This window comes from Rhizobium cauense (assembly GCF_019511525.1).
In the GTDB taxonomy this organism is placed as follows: Bacteria; Pseudomonadota; Alphaproteobacteria; order Rhizobiales; family Rhizobiaceae; genus Rhizobium; species Rhizobium cauense.
Genome location: NZ_JAEUAT010000042.1, coordinates 1 through 10,727, shown reverse-complemented (window position 1 = coordinate 10,727; position 10,727 = coordinate 1). Strand labels below are relative to the sequence as shown.

Annotated in this window: 10 protein-coding genes; 8 read left to right on the top strand and 2 right to left on the bottom strand. The window is 59.3% G+C overall.

Going from position 1 to position 10,727, the window contains the following annotated elements; translation table 11 throughout:
• Positions 1-211: 211 nt before the first annotated feature.
• Together JNB88_RS32840 and JNB88_RS34815 are read right to left on the bottom strand one after the other, a co-directional pair.
• Positions 212-649 carry a YybH family protein gene (locus JNB88_RS32840; RefSeq protein WP_420832241.1) on the bottom strand — a complete coding sequence of 146 codons (438 nt, stop codon included), beginning with the start codon at positions 647-649 and terminating at the stop codon, positions 212-214.
• A 201-nt stretch (positions 650-850) separates the two neighbouring features.
• Complete coding sequence (locus JNB88_RS34815; RefSeq protein WP_476705537.1) at positions 851-1,429, bottom strand: hypothetical protein; 579 nt, start codon at positions 1,427-1,429, stop codon at positions 851-853.
• A 420-nt stretch (positions 1,430-1,849) separates the two neighbouring features.
• On the opposite strand from JNB88_RS34815, the gene JNB88_RS32830 reads away from it, so the two are divergent.
• From JNB88_RS32830 to JNB88_RS32795, 8 genes are all read left to right on the top strand, one after another.
• Positions 1,850-2,983: an ABC transporter ATP-binding protein gene (locus JNB88_RS32830; RefSeq protein WP_220359127.1), complete on the top strand. Its 1,134-nt coding sequence runs from the start codon at positions 1,850-1,852 to the stop codon at positions 2,981-2,983.
• A 34-nt stretch (positions 2,984-3,017) separates the two neighbouring features.
• Positions 3,018-4,133, top strand: coding sequence for an ABC transporter substrate-binding protein (locus JNB88_RS32825; protein WP_220359126.1), 1,116 nt, complete (start codon positions 3,018-3,020; stop codon positions 4,131-4,133).
• Between the two features lie 69 nt (positions 4,134-4,202).
• The gene (locus JNB88_RS32820; protein ID WP_220359125.1) at positions 4,203-5,147 is read left to right on the top strand and encodes an ABC transporter permease; all 945 of its coding nucleotides are present in this window, start codon (positions 4,203-4,205) and stop codon (positions 5,145-5,147) included.
• Positions 5,144-5,944 carry an ABC transporter permease gene (locus tag JNB88_RS32815; protein ID WP_220359124.1) on the top strand — a complete coding sequence of 267 codons (801 nt, stop codon included), beginning with the start codon at positions 5,144-5,146 and terminating at the stop codon, positions 5,942-5,944. The genes JNB88_RS32820 and JNB88_RS32815 overlap by 4 nt, the downstream gene beginning before the upstream one ends.
• Positions 5,945-6,012: 68 nt before the next feature.
• Positions 6,013-7,341, top strand: a complete 1,329-nt coding sequence (gene hisD / locus JNB88_RS32810; protein WP_220359123.1) for a histidinol dehydrogenase — start codon at positions 6,013-6,015, stop codon at positions 7,339-7,341.
• Positions 7,342-7,344: 3 nt separating this feature from the next.
• Positions 7,345-8,358, top strand: coding sequence for a zinc-dependent alcohol dehydrogenase (locus JNB88_RS32805; protein ID WP_220359122.1), 1,014 nt, complete (start codon positions 7,345-7,347; stop codon positions 8,356-8,358).
• A gap of 60 nt (positions 8,359-8,418) precedes the next feature.
• Positions 8,419-9,150, top strand: a complete 732-nt coding sequence (gene hutC / locus JNB88_RS32800; protein WP_220359121.1) for a histidine utilization repressor — start codon at positions 8,419-8,421, stop codon at positions 9,148-9,150.
• 116 nt (positions 9,151-9,266) lie between these two features.
• Positions 9,267-10,487: a hypothetical protein gene (locus tag JNB88_RS32795; protein ID WP_220359130.1), complete on the top strand. Its 1,221-nt coding sequence runs from the start codon at positions 9,267-9,269 to the stop codon at positions 10,485-10,487.
• Positions 10,488-10,727 lie beyond the last annotated feature (240 nt).

Sequence of the window (10,727 nt, the reverse complement as noted above, 5' to 3'; positions counted from 1 at the left end):
CCGTCAGTTCTTTCCTTGTCGCCATGCTCAACTGCCCCATAGTCGCCCCTGTTCATCCACTCGGTAGGGAGCAAATTATGTGAGGCAACGGTTGAATATTCGGGAACAGTTTCGACGAGGCAATGCGCGTCTCATCTTGATTGTCGCGCTGCAAACTCCACTTTCAACCTCTTTGAAGTGTCTTTCACCGTGGGCATATCTGGGCACCCGCTTAAGGTTTGAGGTCAAGGAGCGCGCGGCCGCTTCCATCCATGGCGAACGGCACAGACGCATGTTGATGCGAAACCATCCAGCGACCATCGCGTTTCACCAGACCAAGGGTCTGACGAAACCAAAGATCGACCTCAGTACCGTCAGTCTTGGTTCCCGTCATGCGGATCAAGCCGCTCCAAAAGGCGACGTCACCGCCAACTGTTAGCTTGGTATCGATCACCTCGCCGCCGATCGGACCTTCCCAAGTGTCAAACCAGGCCTGCAGGCCTGACTCATCCTTGCCGTGATAGACAAGCGGTGGCGCCAGTGAAAACTCGACGGAATCGTCGCTTTCGTGGAAAAGGGCACCGTTGGCATCCTTCTCGCCAAGCGAAGAAGCTCGCTCCATCAGCATAGCCATAATAGCCTCTTCTTCGATACTGTACCTGTTGCTCATGATCATTCCCCTATGTTGTCCGGACAGAGGACGAACGGGAGAACGACTTCCCGACAATGCGCGTGCAAGGTTCTCGCCTCAATTCTCAGCGTGTGGCGGCATGAGGATCACGACACCAACGAGCGGCACCCCATCTCAGACGGGCTACGGCACTCGCACCAGCGCGAATTTGGCCTAGGGGAAGGCGGATGAACTTAAAACCTACAGAGCGGGTCCTGTTGGCTTCAAAGCTTCTCGTGTTTCATTGAGGGAACCCGGTTTGCAATTGAACATCGGCTCAGGCACGATGCAAATTACATCGAGATCGACGTTCTGTGGAAGGATCTGAATGTTTGAGCGTTGGAAGATCTCGCTGACACTTCCGGCCATCGTCGTATGGGCCGCATCCTGTTCGACCACCGACCCGCTCAATACATCCGAAATTACCTCGGCTACCCCACCGCAATTTGCATCCCGAGACAATTCGATAATTGCAGACGCCGTCGGCCGCGCAGGCATCGGCGATGCACCGGTAGCATGGGCAAATCCATCAACCGGAAGTGCGGGCGTGATTCGGGGGGTAACTATCGCGGAGGTGGGGCCAAACTGCAGGAATTTCACGACAACCTTGCGTACGCTATCTGGAGAAACCCGTACGCGCGGGGTTGCTTGCCTGCAACCTGACGGGAGTTGGGACGCCGACCTGCTTCTTCCGCGTTGATGCTTCGTAACTCTAAGGCGGATAAAAAACGTCGCAGCCAATTGCTCGATGATACTGGCATTGTCCGCTTCATCACGCATTGCCGAACACGTCCATACGCCTTGGGAACCATCCGTCCGCAAACGAGCATGCAGTTGCCCAATAGGCTTGCGCATTTCTTCAGGCGACGACTCCGGGACGAGCATGTCGCTTCATTTGCTAAAACCAGTCTTGGGTACGGGGTGCTTCCATCCCAGGCACGAGAGAACCGAAGCGTTGCCAAACGCCCTTGCGTTTCCCCTTGATCGCTAGATAGTGCGATTGGGTGAGTGTTCGCGCTTGCACAAGTTTTAACCACCGTAGTTTGCGGCGCAAAAATTACGCAGATTCGGTTGACGAGACTTGTACAGATATGTATAGACAAGTTACCACAAAGTTCGACTGGCGGTCGCCATTCGGGCAACAGAGTGAAGCTTCCGGGCGGTTCCATCGTCGTGTGAAGTGGCAGACAGGGGAATGTCATGGGCGTTGTTGCTGCCGAACTCCGTTCGGCCGGGTCGACCGGTCAGATCGCTGTTTCCGTGAAGGACGTCGGCATGGTGTTCGGTGACGTCCACGCAGTCCGGAACGCCTCCTTTGACCTACCCAAGGGGCGTTTTCTCACCATTCTTGGTCCATCGGGCTCAGGGAAGACGACCCTTCTGCGCATGATCGCTGGCTTCGACCGACCGACCAGCGGCGAAATCTTCATCAATAACCAACCTGTCAGCGCCGTCCCCCCGCACAAGCGCGCCATCGGCATGGTCTTCCAGAAACTCGCCCTCTTTCCCCACATGACGGCTGCCGAAAACGTTGCCTTTCCGCTCAAGATGCGCCGCCACGATGCCCGCACGATCCCTGAAAAGGTCGAGCGCTATCTCGATTTGGTTCGGCTCGGTGGCTATGGCGCCCGCCGCATTAATGAGCTATCCGGCGGCCAGCAGCAGCGCGTCGCGATTGCCCGCGCGCTCGTCTTCGAACCGGACCTGCTCCTGCTCGACGAACCGCTCGCAGCACTGGATCGCAAGCTTCGCGAAGAGATGCAGCTCGAGTTCCGTCGTATTCAGAAGGAGCTTGGCGTAACGACGATCAACGTGACCCATGATCAGCGCGAAGCGCTTGTCGTCTCCGACGAGATTATCGTCATGAATGGTGGCGAGATCCAGCAGAAGGCTCGCCCGGTGGATGCCTATCGCACGCCATCCAATGCCTTTGTTGCCAATTTCATTGGAGTGACCAATTTCATCGAGGGAAAAGTAGTCAAGCTCGCTTCTCCACGCGTCAGGCTGGACGCGAATGGGCTACAGCTTGCCGGCGTCGTTGCAGATGCCGGGTTGACAGTCGGTGCTCCCTGCGCCGCAGCTGTACGGGCCGAACAGATCCGCGTTGCGCCGAAGGAGCAAAATCTCAACCATCTTGAAACGGTGGTCGGCGGCCAGGTGGTCGACTGCATCTTTGAGGGCGAACGCCTCGTCTACGAAATTCGCGTTCCAGCGTTCAGTGGCATGCTGATGCGCGTCTTCGACCACGATCCAGAATCCCACCTACAGTTCGGCCCGGGCGAAGAGGTTCGTCTCGGCTGGAACGCAAGGGATATGCATGTGTTTCAAAAATGACCCCGAGAAGGTCTAGCCAGAGGAGAATCAGGTAATGTCGCATGAAAAGTTCCTTTCCGCGCAGATCCGCCGTCGGACGCTGCTTGCCTCAATGGCCGCAGCCGGCGCATCCGCCGGCCTCTCTTCGATCGGCGTCAGCAGCGCCTTTGCCCAGGAGCCGGAGAAACCTTCCGAAATCATCGTTCGCGCCTGGGGTGGCAGCTGGGTCGATGCGCTGAAGGCCGGCGTTTCCGACAGCTTTACCAAGATGACCGGCATTGCGGTTCGCCACGACCTGACCGAGGACAACGAGATTCAGCCGAAGGTCTGGGCAGCCGTAGCCCAAAAGCGTGTTCCGCCAATTCACGTCAATTGGGACACCACCACCAACGCGACGAAGTCGGCGCTGCGCGGCGTGACAGAGGATCTCTCGGACCTTCCCAATCTCAAGAACACCACCGATCTCGCTAAGCCCGTCGGGCTCGATGGCTATCCGATCGTCAATACCTATGGCTATGTCTACGTGCTCGCCTATCGCCCTTCGGCTTTCCCGAACGGAGCACCAAAGTCCTGGAAGGACCTGCTCGATCCGAAGCTCAAGGGCCGTATCGCGCTTTACAATGACGGCATCGGTTTCCATTTTCCGTCGCAGGTCGCTGGCGGCGGCAAGCTCGAGGACATCCCAGCCAACATGCAGCCGGCCTGGGACTTCATTTCCAAGATCAAGGAACAGCAGCCCCTGCTCGGCGAGGATCCGGATTTCACAACCTGGTTCCAGAAGGGCGAGATTGATGCCGCCTGCACCATTTCGACAAACGCGCGCGAAGCCAAGAAGAATGGCATCGAGCTTGCCTGGGTTGTTCCCGAAGAAGGCGCCAAGTTCGACACTGACGGCCTCTGGATTCCGAAGGGCCTGCCGGAAAACGAACTCTACTGGGCAAAACAGTACATCAATCATGCGCTGACCAAGGAAGCTCAGCAGGTCTGGCTCGACGGCCTCGGCCTGCCCGGCGTCGTACCTGGCCTTACCCCGCCTGCCGACCTCGTCAACGACCCGTCCTACCCAACCAAGGACGAGGACTTCAAGCACCTGATCCGTATCTCGTCCAAGGTCCAGGTCGAAAACGAGAGCCAGTGGTTCGCCAAATTTAAGGAAATCATGCAGGGCTGAGGCACCACCTGCCCGCCGCGCCCCCTCTGGCGGCGGGCAACCCCATTTCAGTGAACGAGGAACGGTATCATGCGTGCTTCCCGTGCCGCATATCCCCTGACGTGGCGCGTCATGGATGTGCTCGAACGCCTTGCGGCGCTCGTCTGGCCATCGAGCTTTCAGCGAGGCTTGCCCTACCTCTTGCTGATGCCCGCGATCGTACTCGTGGGACTGCTTGTGCTCGGTCTCCTACAGATCGGCGATACGAGCCTTAGAACGCTCGATACCAACACGTTCCTGATGTCGGAAAGCTACACGCTCGCAAACTACCAGCGCGTTCTGACAGAGAGCTTTTTTGCGACGGTCGCCGGTCGCAGCTTGGTGGGTTCGGTGATCGTGACCGCAATCACGCTGCTCTTTGCCTTCCCCTATGCCTACCTCATGGTACGCACCACGTCATCGGCACTCCGCAAGTTTCTGCTTGTCGCCCTCTTCCTGCCCTTCTTCATCGGCCAGGTGGTTCGCGCCTATGGCTGGCTGATCATTCTCGGCAATCAGGGCATGGTCAACGAGGCACTTGGCCTTGTTGGCGTGCCGCCAATGCGCCTTCTCTACAACTATCCAGCCGTTCTCTTCGGCCTCGTGCAATACATGCTTCCTTTCGCCGTACTGATGCTGGCGCCGGCTCTGACTGCAATCCCGAATGAGCTAGAGGCGGCTGCCGCCTCGCTTGGCGCCGGCTGGGTCCGGACATTCCGCCATATTGTGCTGCCACTCTCCAGACCCGGTCTCGTCGGCGCCGGCCTTGTCGTTGTGACGCTTTCGCTCACCGACTTTGCCATTCCGGCCATCCTCGGTGGCGGCACCCAGGATTTCATAGCAAACGCGATCTATGACCAGTTCTTCCGCACCTCCGACCAGGGGCTTGGCGCCACACTGTCGCTGATGCTGGTCGCAGTGGGCTCAATCCTCGTCGGCGTCGTGTTCATGCTGTTTGGCGCAGGCACGCTTGCGATGGGAGGAGACCGCAAATGACCGGCAGCCGCAGCAAATCATTCGTCCTATGGGCTTTCGTCGCGACCGCTCTCGTCATGCTGTCTGCCCCCACCATCGTCGTGCTCGGAGCGTCGTTTACGGCAGGAAACATCATTACTTTCCCACCGGACGGATTGTCGCTGCAGTGGTATGGCAAGATTGCGCAGGCGAGCGACCTGCGTCAGGCCTTCCTGCGTTCTCTGATCGTCGCCGTCATCTGCACCCTGATCGCAATCCCCGTCGGCACGCTTGCCGGTATCGCATTAGCCAAGTACCGGGTACGCTTTGCCCGCTCGATCCAGATCTACCTGCTCTTGCCCTTCACCATTCCGCTGATCGGCTCCGGGATCGGGATGATGCTCGTCTTCGGCCATATGAACGTGCTTGGTAAACTGTGGCCGGTTGGCATCGCTTGCTGCGTCATCAACCTGCCCTTCATGATCTGGGCCGTCACGGCAAGTGCTAGCAATCTGTCGCCCGATCTCGAACTTGCTGCAGCCAACTGCGGTGCCCCGCCCCTGCAACGGTTTCTCTACATCACCCTTCCGGCCGTGCTGCCAGGTGTGATTACGGGATCGCTGCTGATGTTCATCCTGGCGCTGAACGAATTCCTGGTGAGCCTGCTTCTGGTGGACGCCCGAAGCGTGACGCTTCCGGTGCAGATCTACAACTCCATTCGCTCGATCATCACGCCCGATCTTGCCGCCATCTCGGTCGTGTTCATCGCATGCGCCGGAGTTGCGATCGCACTGCTCGACCGCTTGGTCGGCCTCGACATCTTCCTGAAATCGAAATGATCCGTCGGCCCATGCTCAGGCCAGACATACTCCCTTGCCCGCAAGGGCCAGATATCAAGGACAAGACGATGACATCAGTGTCTTTCTATGAATACTCCAAGCTGAACGCCCAGGAAAAAGCTGCCCTGCTGCGCCGCTCGGAAACCGATATCTCAAGCTTCATCGAGAAGGTCGCACCGATCCTGGAAGCCGTCCGTACTGAAGGCGACAAGGCGCTGGCCCGCTTCGGTCGCGAGCTCGACAAGGCAAATGTCACGGAATCCGACCTCAAGGTCACCGAGGCGGAGTTCGACCAGGCTTTCAAGCTGGTTGATGCCAGTGTGATTGAGTCCATCAAATTCGGCATCGACAACATCCGCAAGTTCCACGAGGAGCAGAAGCCAGAAGCCATGTGGCTGAAGGAAATCCGCCCCGGCGCCTTTGCCGGTGACCGCTTCACTCCTATTCGTTCGGTCGCGCTTTATGTGCCCCGTGGTAAGGGGTCCTTCCCGTCCGTGACAATGATGACCTCGGTTCCAGCCGTCGTCGCAGGCGTTCCAGAACTCGCCATTGTCACCCCACCCGCCCCCGACGGTTCGGTCGATGCGGCAACCCTCGTGGCTGCGCGGCTTGCCGGGGTCGAGACGGTCTACAAGGTCGGGGGCGCACAGGCCGTTGCCGCAGTTGCCTACGGTACGGAAACCGTCAACCCAGCGCTGAAGATCGTTGGACCCGGCAGCCCATGGGTGGTTGCCGCCAAGCGGTCTCTGTCCGGCGTCATCGACACCGGCCTACCCGCAGGCCCCTCCGAGGTCATGATCCTTGCCGATGACACGGTCCATGGTGGCCTTGCAGCGCTCGACCTCCTGATCGAGGCCGAACATGGTCCAGACTCCTCGGCCTATCTCGTGACTCACAGCCGACGCGTCGCAGACGAAGCGCTGGCGGCCCTCCCCGAACACTGGGCGAAGATGACCGAACAGCGCGTCGGCTTCTCCAAGGCCGTACTCATGGGCAAGACTGGCGGCGTCGTTCTCACGTCCTCAATCGAAGAGAGCTACGATTTCGTCAATGCCTATGCCCCAGAGCACCTGGAGCTCCTGTCGGAAGAGCCCTTCATTCATCTCGGCCACATCACCGAAGCCTCCGAGATACTCATGGGCACTCACACGCCGGTCAGCATCGCAAACTTTTCGCTCGGCCCCAATGCGGTACTGCCGACCAGCCGCTGGGCGCGCACCTTTGGCCCACTCTCGGTCACCGACTTCGTCAAACGCAGCTCGATTGGCTATGTGACGGCCCCGGCCTATCCTGAATTTGCCAAGCACTCCCACAATCTGGCGATCTATGAGGGATTCTCCTCGCATGCGCTTGCCGTTTCGCCCGTGCGTGATGCCTATCTGAAGAAGGGTGCCTGACCCATGAAGGCCGTGCGGCTATATGATGCGAAGGACCTGCGGGTGGAGGAGGTAGTCATGCCTTCGCCCCCACCGCCGGGCTTCGTCAACCTTCAGGTCAGGGCAGCCGGCATTTGTGGCTCCGACCTTCACAACTATCGCACCGGTCAGTGGATCTCACGTCGGCCCTCGACGGCAGGTCACGAATTCTGCGGCCGTGTGACCGCTGTTGGCGATGGTGTCAGCAACGTCTCACCAGGAGATGTCGTATCCGCTGACTCACGCATGTGGTGCGGCACCTGCCCGGCCTGCATTAGCGGGCGAAGCAACGTCTGCGAGACCCTCGGCTTCGTCGGCGAGGTATGCGACGGCGGGTTTGCCGAAGCGGTACAACTGCCGGCCCGTTTGGTCATCCCTCACGATCCGCAGCTTTCGCCCGACGTCGCCGCCATGGCCGAGCCTCTGGCAGTAGCCCTGCATGCCGTGCGTCGCCTTGCCGTTCCGACAGGTCAGCCGGTTCTCGTCATCGGCTGCGGCACCATCGGCGGCTTAAGCGCCCTTCTCCTCTCGCGCCTGCATGACGGCCCCCTGCTAATGGCGGATCTGAACGAAGAGAGGGCTGCCCTTGTCGCCGAGGTCACCGGTGGTACGGTCGTTGCCCTCGACAAGACTGATGTCGACGCTGCCCTTTCCGGCGCGCGAGTACGGCATGCGCTCGATGCTACCGGCAGTATCCAGGCGATCTCCCGCGCGCTCGACATCCTGTCTGGTGGCGGGGCGTTGGCACTGGTTGGGATCAGTCACGGCAGGCTCGACTTCGATCCGAACATCCTGGTCGAGCGGGAAATATCCCTCGTCGGCTGCCATGCCTTCGCCGACGAACTGCCGGAGGCAGTTGGGCTGCTTGTCGAGCTTGCACCAGCGTTGCAACGCTTCATCGAGGTCGTGCCGACACTCGACGACGTGCCGGCTGCCTACGAACGGTTGCTTCGCGGCGACAGCAAAGCGCTCAAGACGATTATCGAAGTGGCGGGCTAGGCACCACGCCAACTCGTCCCGAATGCCGGACCTTTAAGGCGGCGCTGGAGGAAGTGAACCATGAATGCCCTTTCCGATTCAGCATCGCCGCTTTACGAGAAGGTGAAGGACTTCGTCCTTGGCAATATCGGCAGCGGCAAATGGGGTCGCAACGCCCGCCTCCCTTCAGAAAACGAACTCGTCTCATCGCTTGGCGTCTCCCGCATGACCGTTCACCGGGCACTGCGCGAACTTACATCCGAGGGGCATTTGCGCCGCATCCAGGGTGTGGGAACCTTTGTCGCGCCACCGAGGCCCCAGTCAACCCTGATCGAAATCAGCAACATCATCACCGAAATCAAGGCGCGTGGCAGTCGACACCGGGCCGAGGTCGTCGTGCTCGAGCGTATCAGGCGGCCCGAACCCGAGCTCCTGCTTGCCTTCGAGTTCGATACGGTCAAGCCCGTCGATCACTCCGTCGTAATCCATTTCGAAAATGACCTCCCGGTCCAGCTTGAGGAGCGCCATGTCAATCCTGACCTCGTTTGCGGCTATGTCGACCAGGACTTCACCGTGACTGCGACCTATGACTATCTCCAAAATGCCACACCGCTGACCGAGGTGGAGCACCTGATCAGCGCCCTGCCGGCAACCGCCGACCAGGCAAGCCTGCTGCACATCCGCCCAGGCGATAGTTGCCTCGTCCTCCATCGCAAGACCTGGACCGGCCCGGTCGTTGCCACCGTCAACACCCTGACCTACGTCGGCAGCCGCTACTCGCTGGGCAGTCGCTATCTACACGGCAGCAAATAACTGCGGATTCCTTTGTTCAGAACGCCCCAGCCAGAAAGAATGCCATGATCGAGCACACGAGCCGCACTGCGGAAATCAGGAAAATCGCCAAGGCCGGCGACGGCGGCGCCGAGCGATTGCTGACCGAACTGTTGCGCGACCTCTTCAAGATCGAGGCGCGAAATGTCGTCATCAATCACGACCAGTACAGCCTGAATTCGCTGAACGGCTTTTTCGAGACGCAGGACGGCAACTTCTTCTTCAAGTTCCACCAGGAAGAGGGTGAAGAAGCCATGAGCGGTGAATACTATCGCGCTGATATTCTCGCCCGGGCAGGCCTGCCCGTGGACCAGCCGCTCCTCATGTCTGTGCTTCCGGGTGAACAGATCCTTGTCTACCGCAGGCGTACCGACCCGCGCTTTTCGGATGTGCTGCGGGAGCTTGACCTGAAGGATGATGCGGCAAAGCGAGCAAACGCCGTGGCCGCCGAGCGCAGGTTGAGCGAAGCCGTGCTGAAAGTCTATCTCGAGACACTGCATCCAGTGAGCGCTGATGAGGTGGCAGCAGAGCCGATCCATCGCCTGTTCTATGAACGCCTTATCGACCCTTCGGCCGGCAGCTACCCGGGCGGGCGCCTTTCTAGCTTCTATGTCGGCAAGGAGTTTGCGTTTCCCGGCCTTACGCTCGACTGGGAAACGCTGTCGAAATGCCGTTTCTCCGTCAATGGCATCGAGTACCAGGACAGCATCGGTGCTCTTTTCGACGCCGCTCACGAGCGATTGAACCCGTCGCTGCTTGCCGATGCGGGCGGGGTGACGGCACACGGTGACGCCCATAACGCAAATGTCTGGTATGAGGAGCAGAACGGCGAGGCAAACCTGTCGTTCTTCGATCCCGCATTTGCCGGCGAGAACATTCCGACCCTGCTTGCCGAGATCAAGACGACCTTCCACAACATCCTTGCCCATCCCCTTTGGCTCTATGAGCCGGCCATGGCGGCAGAACGAAACAAGGCGAGCGCTGTCCTGGAAGGCGACCTGCTCAGGGTCACAACGGATTTCGAGTTAAGTCCCGTGCGGCGCGCGCTTCTTGATGTGAAGGCCGAGATGCTCTGGCGTCCACTGCTTAGCGAACTGAAGGCGCGTGGCATGCTTCCGGCCGACTGGCGCCGTGTCATCCGGCTCGGTCTCTTCCTCTGCCCAACGCTGGTGATGAACCTGCGCGCCGGGGCTACGAACCATAACCCAGTTTCTTCGCTGATCGGTTTCTCAATTGCGGTCGCGGCTGGTAGCGAGCCCGTAGTAGGCGAGGATACCGTTTCCCGGTTCCTCGCTCAGATCGATCCCGACCGAGACTGAGTGGCTCCTATAGACATTAAAGGATTTTGTTCAGCACCGTCTCGAGCGCAATGAAGGGTTAATCACTGGGATTCGCACGGCCCTGGCTGAGAACTCAACTGACAACATTCTTCTAATGCGTGTCGCAGCTTACGTGATTCAGGATTCCGTTTATGCGTGAATCATGATTCACTTGGCCATGGAAGGGGGACCACCATGGGCAAGCCGCATCCAATTGAGTTGCGTGAGCGAGTGGTAGCG

Bases quoted from the DNA above. Each gene is read 5' to 3' on its own strand.
- hutC (WP_220359121.1), top strand. From the start codon at position 8,419: ATGAATGCCCTTTCCGATTCAGCATCGCCGCTTTACGAGAAGGTGAAG.
- JNB88_RS32820 (WP_220359125.1), top strand. From the start codon at position 4,203: ATGCGTGCTTCCCGTGCCGCATATCCCCTGACGTGGCGCGTCATGGAT.
- JNB88_RS34815 (WP_476705537.1), bottom strand. From the start codon at position 1,429: ATGCGTGATGAAGCGGACAATGCCAGTATCATCGAGCAATTGGCTGCG.
- JNB88_RS32830 (WP_220359127.1), top strand. From the start codon at position 1,850: ATGGGCGTTGTTGCTGCCGAACTCCGTTCGGCCGGGTCGACCGGTCAG.
- JNB88_RS32815 (WP_220359124.1), top strand. From the start codon at position 5,144: ATGACCGGCAGCCGCAGCAAATCATTCGTCCTATGGGCTTTCGTCGCG.
- JNB88_RS32840 (WP_420832241.1), bottom strand. From the start codon at position 649: ATGAGCAACAGGTACAGTATCGAAGAAGAGGCTATTATGGCTATGCTG.
- JNB88_RS32805 (WP_220359122.1), top strand. From the start codon at position 7,345: ATGAAGGCCGTGCGGCTATATGATGCGAAGGACCTGCGGGTGGAGGAG.
- JNB88_RS32825 (WP_220359126.1), top strand. From the start codon at position 3,018: ATGTCGCATGAAAAGTTCCTTTCCGCGCAGATCCGCCGTCGGACGCTG.
- hisD (WP_220359123.1), top strand. From the start codon at position 6,013: ATGACATCAGTGTCTTTCTATGAATACTCCAAGCTGAACGCCCAGGAA.